Here is a 15,398-nt window from a genome sequence, read left to right on the forward strand (position 1 = left end):
TTGGGGAGACTGACGTGGGTGTGGCCTTACTTGGACCGACGGCGCTTGGTGCCGGTCCCGGAACCATGCCGTGCGGTGCGCTGGGGCTCGTAGGAGTTGCTCCACTCCCTCGGCTCGGTCCCCCGCCCGGCGCTGTCACCGGCCGGTCGGGCCGGGGTGTTGTCGCTCAGGAACCTGGCCATTCCCCGGTTGGGGTTCCCGAAGGCGCGGGTCGCCTCCTCCGTCAGACCGGCGACGAAGCGAGGGTCCGTCGCGACGCGGGTGTCGATGCCGTCGAGCCGATGGGTGGTGGCGTGCGCGGTGTTGCGGCGTGGCACGCCTCCGAAACGGGGTGGGGCGCCGAGGTCGACGGGATCGGTCGTGCCACGGCGTGAGGGAATCGTTTCCGCGAAGCTGGGTACGGCACCGCGAGGGTCCCATGACCGCCCTGTGGGGTTCGTGTAGTCAGGCGGGGCGTCGACGGCTGTCGTCGGGGAGGCGACGGCGGTCGGGGAAGGGTCGGCCGCGGTCAGGACGGTCCCCTCGTAGCCCGCGAACGGGGAGGTGTCGAGGCCGAGGTCGCGACGGATCCGCTGCCGGATCTGGGCGTTGAGAGCGTCGGTCGCCCGGTCCGCGGTTTCCCGGAACCCCTGGGAGTCCTCCTCGATGAGGTCATTGGTCAGATCCTCGGAGGGCACTGGCTCGCTCCTTCTTCGTACGCCGTGGTACTCGGCGCCCGTCCTCCGGTACGACAACGGCCACGTACCGCGAGCGGTTCACCGGACCGAGCAGCGCCTGGCATGACGACGGCCCCCGCCAGGAGGCGAGGGCCGGTCGGTCGGGGCTCGGGTCACCCGTGGGTCTTGGCGAACTCCACGAGCCCGGTGAAGCCTTCACGGGTCAGGGCCAGGTGCGGGCCGCCCGGGTTCTTGCTGTCACGGACCAGGAAGTCGCCCGTGGCCGCCGCGTGTTCGGGGGCCCACTCGATGCACTCGCCGCCTTGGCCGCTGCTGTACGTGCTCTTGACCCACCGCAGGGGCCGGGGGCCGTGCGTGCTGCTCATCTGGCGTACTCCTCCGCGATCTCTCGAATCAGAGCCAGGGACTCCTCGGGGTCGCGGGCGGCAGCCCGCATACGCTCGTACGCCGCACGCGCGTCCTCCACCGCCGTGGCGGAGTCCGTCACGTGCGCTTGCCCCCAGCTCTCCGAGTACAGGACTGTCGCCCCCTCCTCGGGTGTCAGCAGGATAAACCGTAGAGCTGACGCCGGGGCACCCGAGTTGAAGCGGAGAACCTGAAGCACGATGTGGGGGTTTCCCGCCGCCGAGGCAAGGTGACGGAGCTGGTCGGCCATGACGGCCCGGCCGCCGACCTCCGTGCGCAGTACCGCTTCGTGGAGGATCACCCACAGCAGGGGCGGGGCCTCCCGCTCCATGACCTGTCGACGGGCCAGCCTGGCCTCGACCCTGGCCTTGATCTGGTCGTCGGTCTCGCGTGGGAGTGAGGCCCGGAACGTGGCTTCCGCGTACTCAGGAGTCTGCAACAGGCCCATGATCAGGGAGTCGGAGTAGTCCTCGATCCGGCTGGCCTGCTTCTCCAGGTTGACGTACGGCACGAACCAGCCGGGGTGGCCGCGCTCGCTCACCCGGACCAGCAGCCGGGCGAAGTAGCCGGAGGTGTTGAAGAACCGGTCGCACCCTTCGGCGAAGTGCGCCGACGGCAGCGCCCTGCCGTTCTTGACCTTGGAGACGTAGGGCTCCTTGTAGCCCGTGGCGTCCGCGAGTTGACGCTGGTTGGCGCCCTTGTGAGTCAGGGCCGCTTCCACTTCGCGCCCGAACCACGCCAGGCCGTTCGCGGGCTCACTGTACGGGTCGGTCAATGGCTCGGTCATCCGTGCGCTTCCCCCTGTTTCCAGCCGGTTTGGAAAGGCTTTCGACCTGGTGAGCGTACGCCTCGGTGGTGATGCTGTGAGTACGGAACGTGAGGATCGACCCCGTGTGGGGGACGGTCGTCCCATGGCGTACGGAGAGACCATGACGCAGCGGACAGAGGAACAGCCCTTGGAACAGGGGGAGTTGGTCCATGACCCGGAGACGGGCCGGGTGGGGGAGTACCAGGCGACGGTGGGGCCGTACGCGATGCTGCGTCCGGTGGGCGGTGGCCGTGAGTGGCAGGCCGACCCGGCGCGGATCCGCCCGGCCACGCAGGCGGAACGGCTGAGCGCCGGGGTCAGGGCGGCCAACGAACGTGCCCGTACAGCGGGTTTCGACGTGAGCCGTCCGCCGGTGCCGGTCGCCGGCTGTACGACCTGCGCGGACCTTGACCGTCAACGCGAGGCCGCGCGTGCCCGGTTCGACCACAGCGGGGTGACGGACGCCCACGTGCTGCTGCGTCAGCACCAGGAGCGGGAGCACGGCGAATGACCCGTCGGACGTTCCGGTACGTGCCGTTCACGATCGTCCAGGACGTGACGGCGGAGCCGGAGTACACGGCGCGCTGTGTCTCTGGAGACGAGTCGGAGTGCGGCGCCGAGTCCGGCGTACGGCACGACCCCGCGGAGGTCGAGGAGTGGCAGCGCAAGCACACGCAGGAGACCCGGCACCCGCGCTACCGCCGGAACTTCGCGGACTACGCGGTCATGGAGCCGCCTGACGGACTCCCGCCCGGACTGGAACCGGCGCGTGTCGTGCGGGTGCGTACGTCATGAGACGTGCCTTCCGTCGGTCTGATCGCCGGACTACCCTCTCCTTCGCCGTCTGTTGCTTTGGCTGCTCTCTGCATGTGAACCGGCAACTTTGGAGTGGTCGTATGGAACGATTTCCTTATTTCTTCTGACAAAGAGATCGGTGCGCACGGTGAAACTCTGGTTGGGGACGTAAAGAGCGAGGGTTCCATCATTCACATTTCTATACGCATGCTCTACCGGAGCCCCTTCCCCCATTCTCACGTCCTTGACGTAATCGTAATTGGCATATCTGTGCCCCCCGTAACCCATATCTATGGGGACTGATATCCTGCGCGAACCTGGCGTGACGTACAGCCCGTTTGTCTGGTCGTACGTCGGTTCGACCTGAGTGTTGGCATGGTTTGCGCCAGGGAGATAATTCCCGGGATTTTCTGCAGGGTTGCTCCATTCGGATAGATACGACTCGCCGGATTGGTTGGACCCTTTGGACCTCTTGGACCCCCCGGACCCCCCGGACCTCGCGGAATGGTGCCCCTCTGAATCGGACCCCCCTGATGAGCCCGACGCACGGTTGCTCGATCCAGAGTAGTAATACGGTGACTGATCTGAAAATGAGCTGACACTGGCAAAGCCTCTTACGGGATTTTGAATCGGGCCGCGGTAATCGTTGGGCGCGAGAGGTAGAATAGTGCGCTTGTAAAACCGAATCCTCTCGGCGTTGTATCCCGCGGCAGCGCTCATCGAGTAGCTACCTGGGACGGCCGGAAAGGGCTGGGTGCGGCGGATGTGCTCCGGGATCGCGTCTGGGTTACCATATGCCGACTGGTACACCCTTGGGTTCGTACCTCGTACCGGGCGACCCGGGATCATGCTGTGATTCTCGTTATTCGCATTCAGTTGGTTCCTGCTGAACATCTCCTTCAGGGCGACACTGGCCTCGGGAAAGGCAGCCTGCAGATCTGTCGCTACAATCATCAGGAGACTCTCGCAGGAATTGCAGGTCGGCTTGCTGGAGAGTGAGTCGAGGGAGATTTTCCATGGATCCGGAACGCCGCTAGCTTTGCGAGCCTCCCAACTAAGTCGAGCATCTGACATTGTTTTTATCTCGGCATCTATGCCGGCTTGCTCAAACTCGGGGTGCGATGTCACCCGCTCATCGGTTGCGTAAAAGGCCGCCGCGTTTTCATCCCTTCCGCTGCGGCTGACGGGCATCTGGTACGTTGTAATGCTTCCATCCAGTTCATGGAAGTGAAGGATGGCGGTGGCGAAAGTAAATCTCGCTTGACTCTTGGATTTTAGTTCTGCCTGAACGTCATTCCATGCCAATTCTCGTGCGGGAATATATTCTCCGCTCATGGGCATGAGATTCTCCTCTGCTAGAGACCTTCATGGATCACCGCAAGGGATGGGTGTCCTTCGCCGTTCGCTTCAACTGCCACAACGGGCAGACCAACGGAGCGGTTCATGCGATCGCAGACGTTGAACACGCCGGACTCGGATCGGACCGGCCGCCCGTGGGCCAGCCGCCTGGACAGGAACCGCGGTCTTCGGTGAACCGCATGCCGCGCATGCGCGTTGTGCTGCCTGGATCAGAGCCCGTCCTCGAAAGAGCGGATACGACATGCGCAGCCCTGCATCAGCTCCGGCTGAACCTGCCGAAGCGCCTACGGATCCCGTCTCCGTAACCCCGCCGCCCCCTCCTCCACCCCTTACACCGCAGTTCATCCTCTACCTGGAGGGGGCCGAGTACGCACGGACGCTGCGGCAGTTGACCCTGTGGACTCACCACGTGCTGCTGCCCGTCTACGGCCGAGAGGTCACCTCCACGGCTCCCTGGTGCTCGCGCTGGTGGGAACATATGGAAGCGGTCGCCCAACTCCATGGCCTCTGGCTCGCCTGGGGCGACTTGACGGGTCCCGGCTCCAGCATGAACGGCCCCGCCACCTGGCACCGCGACTACCTGGGACCGGTGATGAACACCCTTCGGGATCCGGCAGGCCCGTTCGCCGGCTGCAAGCCCGGCTCTCACAGGGCGAAGGAGAAGCCCACGGTTGATGTCCTCGACCCGTTCGCACCACCGCCCCCTCCGGCCTGACGAAGGCGTGACGAAGGCGTGACGCACAGCCGGGAGCAGATGCCGCCGCACGCGCGCATCCGCTCCCGGCAGCCGGACGCCCACAAGGGGATTCGGGCTTGCAGCCGTTGAACCCGCCTGCCGGATCCCGCAGGTTCCGCATGGACGACGACGGTTCCGGGTGCTCCCGCCGGCGCGAGCACCACAGCGCTGAGGAGGTGACCTCACGGCCGTAGACCGGCAGGAGGTGCACCCGGAGAGCTGGCCGACGCAGGGCGTGACCGTATTCCGGCCCCTGCGGAGGGAATGCACTTCGGCGCGGCGACTGGTCGAGAAGGCGCGGCTCCTCGGGGTGCCGGGTGACGCGGCGTTCATCACCCGGCACCCCTGTGCGACATGGACTGAGCCCGGGCGATTCACCCGTGGGCGCGCGCCTCAGACCAGGATCGACGTCACATGCTTCGCCGTGGAGCCGGAGGCGGAGTCGTACGGGCATTGGTCCGAGCCAGCGGCTCACCGAAACCGGATGAAGAAGAGGTGCTGGATCCGGAACTCGCCACCGGTTGGCCGGAGCTCCCAGTCGCGTTGGGGCTCATGGTGTACTGCGCGTGGGGGTTCATCGTGTACGCCGCGTTGGGGCTCATGGTGTAGGTCGGGTTGGTGTACCTCATGTTGGGGCTCATGGTGTACGCCGAGTAGTGCCCCTGACCTGTGGAGTACGGGGCCGGTTGCGGGGCGAAGTAGGACTCGCCTGAGTCCAACGGCGCGGGTGAGTCCACGGGCTGATAGGACGTGGCGGGTGCGCGACTCGGCCCGCCGTAGGTCGGTGTCGTGAACAGTTCGTTCTGCGCCTGGTCCTGGTAGCTGTAGACCGGTGCCCCGGTGGCGGTCAGGGGCTGGGTCGGGAGGTACTGCTCCTCGGACGGGACCATGTACGCGCCGCCGCTGGCAACGGTGTTCACCGGCGCCAGGTAAGCGCCGTCGGCTGAGCCCGCCGGGGACCCCGTCGGCTGGGCCCTGCCCAGTCTCGTGCGGGTCTCCGAATCCGACGAATCGTACGACGGGTTCCCCTGTACCGCGCTGTGGGCTTCGAGTTTGGCCACCAGGGTCTGTTCGGCCGACGGCCTGGCAGGCCAGTTCGCGCCGGCGCTCGAATCCTGCGAGGGATGGCGCTGCCACCCCGCCATCTGCTGTGCCGTCACCTGCAACCCCTCGATGGGGAACGGCCCGTCCTGGCCGGTGATGAAAACAGCCGAGTCAGGGTCCGCATTCGCGTGCTCCAGGATTCGCCTGAAGTCTTCGAGCGACGTCTGCATGCCGTTCTGGTTGCGTATGATCGCGCGCGCCACCTGCTGGGTCTGGTATTCACGGCCCTGCTCCGCGATGTACGACGGTGTCCGGTCGAGCATCATCACCTGATCCCAGGATTCGCGGGACCTGATGGTGTACGTGGCCGTTTCGTCGAGGATGCCGGTCTGCTGGTTCCGTCGGCGCACGTGGATAGTCACACCGTCGACCTGACCTGCCTCCATCAGGTCCAGCAGAATGGGCATCTCGATGTTCTTCAGTACGCTGTTCTCGTCGATCCCCCGGTACACGTCCGCGTCCACCATCCCGCGTGAATGGCCCGTGTACGTGTGCGATGCCTCGCCCCACATATAATTCAGTGTGGGCAAAGGAGTGTTGAGGTCGTTGAACCTCTCCAGGTCGTCCATGAACGCCGCTCCGGGCGAGTACTCCAGGGTCCTTCCGTCATTGAAAAGGGCCCGCACCTCTGCCGGCATCCCAGTTGACTTCGACCATATTCCACTTTTCTTGACCTGCTTGCGGGCCGCCGCATTCCGGTCATCGTCCCAGTGTGAACTCCAGAAGCGCTCGTCCTGATTTTTCAGCCACCAGTCACCCCGGACCGAAAAGGCTTTCTTCTTGTCCAGCTCGCTTATGAGTTCCTTGACGACGTCCTTGTTTGCCGTCGGTGTCTTCCCGGCATTGATCTGTCGGCCTTCTTTTAGAAGGTGCTTGAAGAAATCGTTCGCGGCCTTGTGTAGGCTGGAATTTTCACCCTTCCTCAAGCCTCTGTACTGTTCCAGACGGCTGAATGCATTTTCGCGGGCACGCTTGAATTTTTTCTCATCGAAAGCCATCGCGGTCTCTTCCCCTTCTGCTTGGGCGGAACAGGGTGGTACCGGCCGAGCGACGGATCGTGTCGATCCACCGTGAGACTGGCCTTGGCCTCCGGGCCCGTCTCGGCGGGCAACAACGGCTCATACCACCCCGCGGTTCAACCACCGCGGTTCTCCCGCCACGCCGCTGAACCATCCGAGACGCCGGAGCCGTTGTGTCCTCTCAGCAGCCCGAACAGAGAGGAACGCCCATGACCGAGCGAAACCCGGCCGGCCGTCTCGGGTCGAGCGGACTCCTGGCGCGGCGCAGCTCCGGGGTGGGGGAGGGTAAGGGAGTGCCCTACCCCACCCCGGCCCCCTCGGGAGCCCTCGAACCCGCCTCCGTGGCAAGGGTCCCCGCCATCCCCCTGCCTCCGGGCCTGTTCCCCCTGCCCACCGGCTTCGAGCCGCTGACACAGCCCGTCCCGCCGATGACGGACCGCGAGGTGCTCTTCGGGTGATCGCGTGATGAAAGGGCCCGCCGGCTTCTGTCGGCGGGCCCTTTCCATGTGGATGGTGACGGTCACGCCCCCGGCCGCACCACCCCCAGAATCGGCATCGACGCCACCGGCGAGATGTAGATGTTCCGCCCCGGCCGCGGCGCCGAGATGATCTTGCCGTCGCCCATGTAGATCGCGACATGGCTGGCGTCGGAGAAGTAGATGACCAGGTCGCCGGGGCGCATCGACGAGACGGGGATGCGTTTCAGGCCCGCCCACTGGGCTTCCGACGTGCGGGGGATCGTGAGGCCCGCGTGCAGCCACGCCTGGGACGTGAGGCCGGAGCAGTCGTAGCTGTTCGGGCCCGTGGCGCCCCACTGGTAGGGCTTGCCGATCTGCTGGTAGGCGAACTCCACCGCCTTCTTGCCGGCCGCCGTGGTCGTCTTGGAGACCTTGGAGAGGACGCCGGTGCTCTCCCACTTCGCCTGCGCCGCGTCCGCGTCCGCAGTGTCCATCGCGGCGATCTGCTGCCGCTGCGAGGCTGCGAGGCGCGACTCGATCCGCTTCGCGTCGGCGATGCGCGTCTCGATCGTCTTGCGCTGCTTGGCCTTCTCCGTGCGATTGGCCTTCAGGTCGGCCAGCACCTCGGTGGCCTCGTCCTTCCGTACCCGCAAGGAACTCTGCGTCTCCGACAGCGAGTCGATGACGTCCTGCGTGCTCTCCTGCGTCTGCCGGACCAACGACGCGTTGTCCAGGGCGCGTTCGGGATCGTCGGAGAACGCGAACTGCACCTCCGCCGGCAGGCCCCCGCCCCGGTACTGGGCGCGGGCCGCCGCCCCCGCCAGCAGCGTCAGCTTGCCCAGCTTCTTCTCCGCCGTGCTCACCTGCGCCCGCAGCGTACGGACCCGCTTCTCCTGCTTCTTCACCTTCACGTCGGCCGCGTTGTACTTGTCCGTCGCCGCCTCGGCGCTCCGGTAGAGCTGTTCGAGTACCGCCCGCACCTCGGCGAGGGTGCTGGGCTCGGCACGGGCGGGCGGCTGGATGGTGGCCGTCAGAGCCAGCGCGATGACGGCGGTGGCCGTCACGCGGAGGCTCGGTGCGCGCGGAGTACGTCTCATCGGGACCTTCACTCCCTTCGTCCGTGGACGTTCGCTCGCACAACGGGACCGAAAAGGGCGCCGGTTCAAGGTCCGGCCTGTGAACCCGCCCGCATTCAGGGCCCGTTGTGCTCAGAAGGGGGCGTGAAGGAGAAAGGTGCCGTATGAGCGAGGCGTTGGTGCTGCTCGCGCTGTTCACCGGGTTCGGTCTCGGATTTCTGGTGCAGGGCGTCCGGGGAGCCGTCAGGGCGCTGCGACTGACCATGCGCGGGGTGCGCGTGCGGGGCGTCGTCACGGAGCGGGTGGTGGGGGACGGGCGGCACGGCGGACTCGTGGTGTTCACCGACCACCTCGGCAGATCCCTGATCCTCGACCCCGGGCCGTACGCAACGCTGTGCGGGCTGCCGCCCGTCGGCAAGGAGGTCGACGTCGTCTACCTGCGCAAGCGCCCCCAGTCAGCCCGGCTGTGCAGCGTACGGCACCTGCTGGCACCGTCGTTCGGCTGGTTCCTGGCCTCGACGCTCGCCTTCGGCACCGGGGTGGTGGTCTCCCCGTGACATCGATACTCTCCGAGAGATCGAGGGTCCCCGATCTCGACATCCTCCGAGGCTTCGCCCTCCTCGGCATCCTCATCGTCAACGCCCTGATGATGGCCGGGCCTTACTACGCCTTCGGCGGCGGCCCCCACTCCACGACCCTCGACCACACCGTCGCCTGGCTCGTCGCCGCTCTCGTCGCCACCAAGTTCTACGTCCTCTTCTCCTTCCTCTTCGGCTACAGCTTCGTGCTCCAGCAGCGCTCGGCCGAACGCGCCGGGGCGTCCTTCGCACCCCGCCATCTCCGGCGCACCCTGGGCCTGTTGGGGCTCGGCGCCCTGCACGCCGTCGTCCTCTACCCCGGCGACATCCTCACGGCGTACGCCTGCCTCGCCCTGCTCCTCTACGCGATGCGCGGCCTCACCCCCCGCACCGCGATCCGCGTCGCGGTTGGACTGATCACCATCCTCTCCGCACTCCTCCTCGCCCGCGGCCTCCTGAACGTCGCCTACTCCGCGCCCTTCACCGTCGACGAGTACGCCCCCTACACCGCCGACTTCGTCACGGCCCACCGCGGCGATCCCCTGTCCGTCCTCGCCGTCCACCTGCGCGAACTCCCCTCCCACATCGAGGCGAACCTGATCTACGCGCCCGAGTACTTCGCCGCGTTCCTCGCGGGCCTCGCGGCGGCCAAGGCCCGGCTCGTGGAGCGACGAGGCCAGGACAGACAGTGGCTGCGCCGGACCTTCCTGCGCTGCCTCCCCGTCGGTCTCGCCGGCGGTGTCGTCACCGCGTGCTGCGGCAAATGGCCTCTGGACTACCGGTGGTTCGACGTCGGCTACGCGGCGGCCGTCCTGACCGGACCCGCACTGACGGCGTCGTACGCCTGCGGGATCCTCCTTCTCCTCAGCTGCGAGAACCACAAAAGCGCCCGGAGAACGGCTACTTGGCTCGCCGCCTCCGGGCGCATGGCCCTCACCCACTACCTCACCCAGTCGCTCGTCCTCGCGTGCGTCTTCACGGGCTACGGCCTCGGCCGCTACGACCGTCTCGGCACCGCCACCGTCGTAGCGGGCTGCTTCCTGCTGTACGGCGTCCAACTTGCCCTGGGCAAAAGGCTGATGGGCCGCCGACGCTACGGCCCCGTCGAGCTGCTGCTCCGCACGGTCACCCTCGGCCGGCGCCCCGCGATCAGTACACCGGCCCCTTCGCCAGATCGACCCCCGGCATCAGCTTCGCCGCCGCCCGCTCGGTGATCGCCGCAGCCTCCGCCTTCGCCTGAGCCGAGATCGCCCCCGCCCCCGGCTCCTTGTACCAGGGTCGCAGCTTGATCACGGCAGGCCGGATACCGGTCGCCAGCAGCAGCGCCGAACCCTTGGGCAGAGCACGGATCTTGTCCGGGGGAAGCGCCGACTCCTGGCGGTAGGAGTACGAGCGGGACGTCCCTTCCTTACCCCTGTTGATCGTCGGGGTCTTCACATCGTGCTGCCCCACCAGCGTCGAGATCTTCTGCACGAAGTCCGCGTCGTCGAGACCGGCACCGAGCAGCTTCACCGTCGCCGCGCTCCACAGTGCGTCCATGCCCATCTCGCCCCAGACGCGGGCGCCCTGGCGGTAACTCTGGAGCAGGGTAACGACGTTGATGCCACGCGAGCCGAAGTGCGAGTACAGGTCGGGGAGATCGGAGATGCGGCAGACGTTCGCCGCCTCGTCCAACACGGCGGTGAGAGGGGGGTCCAGGCGGCCGCCCATCCGTTCCGCCGCCACCACACCCGCCCGCATCGTCGCGTCCGCGATACCCGCGATGACGCCCGCCGCCGAGCCACCGCCGTCCTTGGACAGCAGATACAGCGTGTCGTTGCCGAGGACGTGCTTGTGGGGGTCGTACTCCGGGACGTCCACCTGAGGGGTGACCCAGGCGAGGATCTCGGGGTCCAGGAGGCAGGAGACCGTCTGGCGGGCCGTCTCGAAGATGCCGTCCCGGGTCTCCACCGCGCCCTGGACCGTGCCCCTCAACTGGGCCGACATCGCGACGAGTCCGGCGTCTTTCAGCAGGTCGATCGGCGTACGGTCGGCCGGGTCGGCGAGCCAGCCGAGCAGGTCCACGACCTGGGCCTTGCCTCGGGCCGCGGCCAGGAACAACGCCGTCAGCGTGTTCTGCGCCGCCGAGATCCAGAAGTCCTTCTTCGCCGTGTCGTCGTTGACGGAAGCCACGAAGTGCCCGGCCAGCCGCCGCGCCCCCTCGATCGTGTGGCACTCGCCGAGCATGTTCCACCACATCTCGCGCGGGGAGTGCGCGATGCCCTGCGGGTCGAACGTCCAGACCCTGCCCGCCTTTTCGCGCTCCGCCTTCGTGACGGCGTACACGTCGGACTTGTTGGAGGTCAGCAGTACCGCGCCCTGGGCGCGCAGCACCCGGGGGATGGCGATGCCGGTCGACTTGCCGGCGCGCGGGGCCATCAGGTCCAGCTCCACGTCCTCGTAACTGCTGCGCAGTTCGGGGCCTCTGGGGTCCAGATCGCCGAGGAGGTTGCCGGTCTCGTCGGGGTGCAGCTCGTCGCGGCCGTTCAGCGAGGGGCGCAGTTCGCGGGCGCGGGCCTCGATGCCCTTCGGGCACATGGAGGCCAACTCGCGGGGGCCCGCCAGGTTCTTGGACTTCTTGCCGAAGAATCCGAAGCCGAAGTGGTCCATCACGAAACGGGCGATCAGGAAGACCGGCACGACGAAGAGCACCAGGACCAGCAGCATGCACGCGTACGCGACGGCCGGCGGGGTCCCCGGCCACAGGGGCCCCGGGCCCTCGCCCGCCAGGGCGCTGATGGTGTCCATGGAGTAGGGCGGGGCGTCCCAGCCGTGCCCGGTGATGCCGGAGGCGAGGGTGCCGCCGAGCCAGGCGACCGTGAACAGCGACATGACGGTGCCGAAGGCCGCCACGATCGCCCAGTACAGCTGGTCCTGGATGCCGCCGGACCCACCGCCGCCGCTCACGCGCCCCACCCCCCGGAGTAAGCATCTTCCTGCGAGGCCCGCGCCACTTGGCGGGCGGCCTCCGCCGCCTGCTGCTCCACGGCCTCCTCGTTCGGCGTCCAACGGGTGTTCGTGTTGTGCAAGTGCCGCTCCGCGTCCGTGATGGCGACCTTGATCGGGATCCCGGGACGGCCACCGACCTTGATGAGGAAGCGCCCTCGGCCGGGCGGCTCCTCGTTCTCCCCGGCCGTGCCCCAGCCGGGCGGCGAGGACCAGGACGAGACGAGTTCGATCTCGCGCCTGGACAGGCCCACCACCTTGCCGAGGTCCTCCATCTCGGCCTTGGGCAGCCCGGCGCAGACCACCATCCCGGCACGTTCCACGAAGCCGCGCGCCTTGGCGCGGTCGGAGTCGGTGCCTAGGGCCTCGGCGTCCTTGAGGGTGTGGGTGATCTTCGCGTCGCCCAGGCCGAGGGAGCGGTTGAGTCGGGTGAGCGCGTCGATGCGGTCGACGATGCCGGAGGCGGCGCGGAGGGGGCGCCACAGCTCGTCGAGGACCGTGAAGAACCAGCGGCGAGGCGCCAGTCCGGCGTCCGCGAGGGCGTGCGAGGCGGCCACCGTGCCGAGCCCGTCGTTCCAGGCGGCGAGCATCGCGGCCGCGGTGAGCTGGGTGTCGGCCTCGCCGATGCCGGAGATGTCGATGCACACGGCGGGCGCGTCGGGGTTGATGTGGGTGGAGGTCTCCGAGGCGAAGGTGTCGCCGAGGGGGCCGTCCAGGATGCCGAGCAGGGAGCGGTGCAGGGGGTCGACGGCGTCGCGGTAGCGGGCGTCGTCGCCCCGGTCGAGGGTGACCGCGCGGACCCGGTCGGGGCCCTCGGTGAGCACCCGCAGCACGTCGGGCAGGAGGACCGCGCGGCCCGCCGGAGGGCGCAGCCGCAGTTCGTGCAGCACGGCCGACAGGACGGACTGCTCGTGGTCGTCCATCGGCCGGCCGCGCACGATGGTGATGAGCGCGGCGACCATGTTGAGCACACGGCCGTGTGCCTCGGCGCTCAGCACCTCGCCCGCCTTGCCGCCGATCTTCTTCGCGGCGGCGCCCATCGCGCCCGGGTCGAGGACGTTGATGCCGCCCCGCCCGCGCCCGATGGAGATCACCTGCCCGCCCAACGCCCGTACGGTGTCGGCGTAGTCGGGCTTCAGATCGCCAAGTACGAGGGGTACGACGCCTGTTGCCGACAGGCCGATCAACATCCGGTTGATGAGCGTGGACTTGCCCAGACCCGGCATGCCCAGCATGAACAGGGATGGGTTGGAGATGTAGCGGGCCCGCGTGAACCAGTTCAGCGGGTCGCCGCAGACCGTGGCACCGGTGAACAGGTGCTGGCCCAGCGGCACTCCGGTCATCGGTGAGCCGGAACCGGCCGCGAACGGCCACATGCCGCAGGCCTGGACGGTCGTGGCGCGCCACATGGTCGGTGGATCGAGATACCCGACCTTGCCGCCGCCCGCGCCCTCCCAGCCGCGCTGGGGGATGTACAGCTTCCGTGGGCGCGGCGGAGGCTTCTCCTTCTTCGGTTGCTCCGGAGGCGCCCACCCGGCCGCCCGCTCCTCGGCGAGCCGGTCCTCCAGCTCGGCCCGCTTGCGCTCGCTCCGCCGGCTCACAGCGCCTCCTGCAACTCGTGCGGTATCAGGGTCTGTTCCCACGGCAGGATCCCGGCGGGCAGGGTGCAGCTGAACGCCGCCGCCTGCATCCGGTCGGCCGGCCGCATCAACACCCGTGCGGCGGCTGTCAGGTTGCGTACGGCGACGGTCGCGTCCGCGAGCTCGGCCGCGGAGTCGACGGTCACCGTCAGCATCAGCGAGAACTCCACGAGCCCCGCGCCCGCGGCCTCCTCCGCCGCGGCCTGCTCGGCCGCCTTCATCTCGGAGGCGGCGCGGGCCTGGACCATGCCCTTGCCCGAGGTCGCCATGAACTGGGCGCTGCGCCGGTCGGCCTCCACCATCCGGGCCGAGGTGGCCGGGTCGATGGGCCGGTAGACCAGGGCCACCCGCTTGCGCCGGGTGGCCGGGGCCGCCTCCAGCATGCCCCGCAGCACCGAGGAGCGGACCGTGCCGCGCGGCGCCAGCGTCATCAGCCACGTGCGGGAGACCCCGGAGTCGTGCTGGTAGGCGTTGACCGTCTCGACGGCCGCGGCGGGACCGCAGTCGTCCCACTCCAGACCCGTACCGCCGTGTGTGGCACGGGCGTTGAGGACGTCGGCGGAGACCGCCGGGTCGTAGGCGACCCGGATCACCTCGGCGATCCGCTCCGCCGACAGCGGGTACGCGGAGCCGCCGCCCGCCGCGACCAGCCCGCTGAGCAGACCGGGGATGCGGACCGCGAGGTCGGCGATCACGTCCTCCTTCTTGCGCCGCTGACCCGGCATGACGCCGTAGGTCAGGGTGATGTAGGTGTGCATCTCCGAGGAGGCGTGCGGATACCGCTGGACGACCTCCTCCATCACGGCGCGCGCGGCGGGCGGCGCGTCCTTGTGGATGCGGGGGAGCACCTCGTGGGCGAGCCGGGTGCCGGTGTCCGGGGCGGTCTCCACGATCACCGCGGCGCCCTTCAGCCCCGGTTCGTGGGAGAGCCGGGCCAGCCACTCGCCCCACAGGGCCACCCAGATGTCCACCTGGTCCGGGTCGATCAGCGAACCGCCGTCGGGGTCGCAGCCGAGCACGATCGTGTACAGGTTGCGCGCCGGGTGGTGCAGCACGCCGAAGGGCCGGTCGTAGGCGTCCCGGCCCTCGGTCGCGGTCACCTTGTTGAGCAGCCCCGGCGGCCGGTACCGGCCGCCGGGGCGGGCCGACAGCGGCCCGGAGACGTACAGGTGCGCGCCCTTCGCCTTCCGGCGCCACCAGCCGATCCGCAGCGTGATCAGCTGGTACACGTTGCGGCCGTCCTGGGTCCGTACGGCGAGCGGCGCCAGCGTCAGCGCCATCGGCACACACACGGTCAGCGCGGCCTCCAGCGAGATCAGCGACGCCAGCAGGGTGACGACCAGCCCACCGAAGAGCCCGAAGGTCCCGACGAGCCCGAGCGGCCCGAGCCCCGGCCTCCGTGGCCTGCGCCAGTTTCCGTAGGTCGGGTGGGTGACGGCTTCAGTGGACATGGGGATCGGGTTTCCCTTCTTGAAGTGGCAAGAGGAGGAGGGGAGTTGCGAGTACGGCGACGGGGGCGCCGCGGGTGTGCGGGGTTACGGCGACGGGGGCGCCGTACATCTGGAGGGGCGGTGGCGGGAGGTGACCGCCGGGCCCCTGGGGGAAGGGGACCCGGCGGTCGGTCGGGGGTGCGGTGCGCACGGGCGGGGGTCTCCCCGCTCCATGCTGCCCCTGGCGGCGCGCCGCCGGTATCCGCTGGCCGTGTTCACGGTGACGCTCGGCGCTGCTCTGGCCATCGGCGACAAAGCCTCCTGGATC

16 protein-coding genes are annotated in these 15,398 nt (G+C 68.4%); 7 read left to right on the top strand and 9 right to left on the bottom strand.

Features of this window, described 5'->3' with window-relative positions; translation table 11 throughout:
- Window positions 1–26 precede the first annotated feature (26 nt).
- From ABZ896_RS37765 to ABZ896_RS37775, 3 genes are all read right to left on the bottom strand, one after another.
- Window positions 27–677, bottom strand: a complete 651-nt coding sequence (locus ABZ896_RS37765; protein WP_360939293.1) for a hypothetical protein — start codon at window positions 675–677, stop codon at window positions 27–29.
- A gap of 152 nt (window positions 678–829) precedes the next feature.
- The gene (locus ABZ896_RS37770) at window positions 830–1,042 is read right to left on the bottom strand and encodes a DUF397 domain-containing protein (protein WP_360939295.1); all 213 of its coding nucleotides are present in this window, start codon (window positions 1,040–1,042) and stop codon (window positions 830–832) included.
- Window positions 1,039–1,869 (bottom strand): helix-turn-helix transcriptional regulator, encoded by an 831-nt coding sequence (locus ABZ896_RS37775; RefSeq protein ID WP_360939297.1) that lies wholly within the window; start codon window positions 1,867–1,869, stop codon window positions 1,039–1,041. Before ABZ896_RS37775 ends, ABZ896_RS37770 begins: the two co-directional genes overlap by 4 nt.
- 142 nt (window positions 1,870–2,011) lie before the next feature.
- On the opposite strand from ABZ896_RS37775, the gene ABZ896_RS37780 reads away from it, so the two are divergent.
- Window positions 2,012–2,401 carry a hypothetical protein gene (locus ABZ896_RS37780; RefSeq protein ID WP_360939299.1) on the top strand — a complete coding sequence of 130 codons (390 nt, stop codon included), beginning with the start codon at window positions 2,012–2,014 and terminating at the stop codon, window positions 2,399–2,401.
- On the top strand, window positions 2,398–2,685 hold the full coding sequence (locus ABZ896_RS37785) for a hypothetical protein (protein ID WP_360939301.1): 288 nt from the start codon (window positions 2,398–2,400) through the stop codon (window positions 2,683–2,685). Before ABZ896_RS37780 ends, ABZ896_RS37785 begins: the two co-directional genes overlap by 4 nt.
- 30 nt (window positions 2,686–2,715) lie before the next feature.
- Here the strand turns inward: ABZ896_RS37785 and ABZ896_RS37790 are convergent, their stop codons facing one another.
- A complete protein-coding gene (locus tag ABZ896_RS37790; RefSeq protein ID WP_360939303.1) occupies window positions 2,716–4,026 on the bottom strand; it encodes a hypothetical protein in 1,311 nt (436 codons plus the stop codon).
- Between the two features lie 361 nt (window positions 4,027–4,387).
- On the opposite strand from ABZ896_RS37790, the gene ABZ896_RS37795 reads away from it, so the two are divergent.
- Window positions 4,388–4,759 carry a DUF4913 domain-containing protein gene (locus ABZ896_RS37795; RefSeq protein ID WP_360939321.1) on the top strand — a complete coding sequence of 124 codons (372 nt, stop codon included), beginning with the start codon at window positions 4,388–4,390 and terminating at the stop codon, window positions 4,757–4,759.
- Window positions 4,760–5,190: 431 nt separating this feature from the next.
- Here ABZ896_RS37795 and ABZ896_RS37800 read toward each other — a convergent pair whose 3' ends face one another.
- Window positions 5,191–6,882 carry a hypothetical protein gene (locus tag ABZ896_RS37800; protein WP_360939305.1) on the bottom strand — a complete coding sequence of 564 codons (1,692 nt, stop codon included), beginning with the start codon at window positions 6,880–6,882 and terminating at the stop codon, window positions 5,191–5,193.
- Window positions 6,883–7,112: 230 nt separating this feature from the next.
- On the opposite strand from ABZ896_RS37800, the gene ABZ896_RS37805 reads away from it, so the two are divergent.
- The gene (locus ABZ896_RS37805; RefSeq protein ID WP_360939307.1) at window positions 7,113–7,361 is read left to right on the top strand and encodes a hypothetical protein; all 249 of its coding nucleotides are present in this window, start codon (window positions 7,113–7,115) and stop codon (window positions 7,359–7,361) included.
- Between the two features lie 62 nt (window positions 7,362–7,423).
- Here ABZ896_RS37805 and ABZ896_RS37810 read toward each other — a convergent pair whose 3' ends face one another.
- Window positions 7,424–8,458 carry an NlpC/P60 family protein gene (locus tag ABZ896_RS37810; RefSeq protein WP_360939309.1) on the bottom strand — a complete coding sequence of 345 codons (1,035 nt, stop codon included), beginning with the start codon at window positions 8,456–8,458 and terminating at the stop codon, window positions 7,424–7,426.
- Window positions 8,459–8,601: 143 nt separating this feature from the next.
- Between ABZ896_RS37810 and ABZ896_RS37815 the strand changes: the two genes are divergently transcribed.
- Window positions 8,602–8,994: a DUF3592 domain-containing protein gene (locus ABZ896_RS37815; protein WP_360939311.1), complete on the top strand. Its 393-nt coding sequence runs from the start codon at window positions 8,602–8,604 to the stop codon at window positions 8,992–8,994.
- Window positions 8,991–10,229 (top strand): DUF418 domain-containing protein, encoded by a 1,239-nt coding sequence (locus ABZ896_RS37820; protein ID WP_360939313.1) that lies wholly within the window; start codon window positions 8,991–8,993, stop codon window positions 10,227–10,229. Before ABZ896_RS37815 ends, ABZ896_RS37820 begins: the two co-directional genes overlap by 4 nt.
- On the opposite strand, the gene ABZ896_RS37825 is transcribed toward ABZ896_RS37820, so the two are convergent.
- The 3 genes from ABZ896_RS37825 to ABZ896_RS37835 all read right to left on the bottom strand — a co-directional run bounded on the left by ABZ896_RS37825 (window position 10,165) and on the right by ABZ896_RS37835 (window position 15,091).
- The gene (locus ABZ896_RS37825; RefSeq protein ID WP_360939323.1) at window positions 10,165–11,886 is read right to left on the bottom strand and encodes a TraM recognition domain-containing protein; all 1,722 of its coding nucleotides are present in this window, start codon (window positions 11,884–11,886) and stop codon (window positions 10,165–10,167) included. The two genes, ABZ896_RS37820 and ABZ896_RS37825, sit on opposite strands and share 65 nt — an antisense overlap.
- A gap of 71 nt (window positions 11,887–11,957) precedes the next feature.
- Window positions 11,958–13,601, bottom strand: a complete 1,644-nt coding sequence (locus ABZ896_RS37830; RefSeq protein WP_360939315.1) for an ATP/GTP-binding protein — start codon at window positions 13,599–13,601, stop codon at window positions 11,958–11,960.
- A complete protein-coding gene (locus tag ABZ896_RS37835) occupies window positions 13,598–15,091 on the bottom strand; it encodes an SCO6880 family protein (protein WP_360939317.1) in 1,494 nt (497 codons plus the stop codon). Before ABZ896_RS37835 ends, ABZ896_RS37830 begins: the two co-directional genes overlap by 4 nt.
- A 19-nt stretch (window positions 15,092–15,110) precedes the next feature.
- Between ABZ896_RS37835 and ABZ896_RS37840 the strand changes: the two genes are divergently transcribed.
- On the top strand, window positions 15,111–15,398 hold a 288-nt coding region (locus ABZ896_RS37840; RefSeq protein ID WP_360939319.1), incomplete at its 3' end, for a hypothetical protein.

Source organism: Streptomyces sp. NPDC047072 (genome assembly GCF_040643855.1).
Lineage (GTDB): Bacteria > Actinomycetota > Actinomycetes > Streptomycetales > Streptomycetaceae > Streptomyces.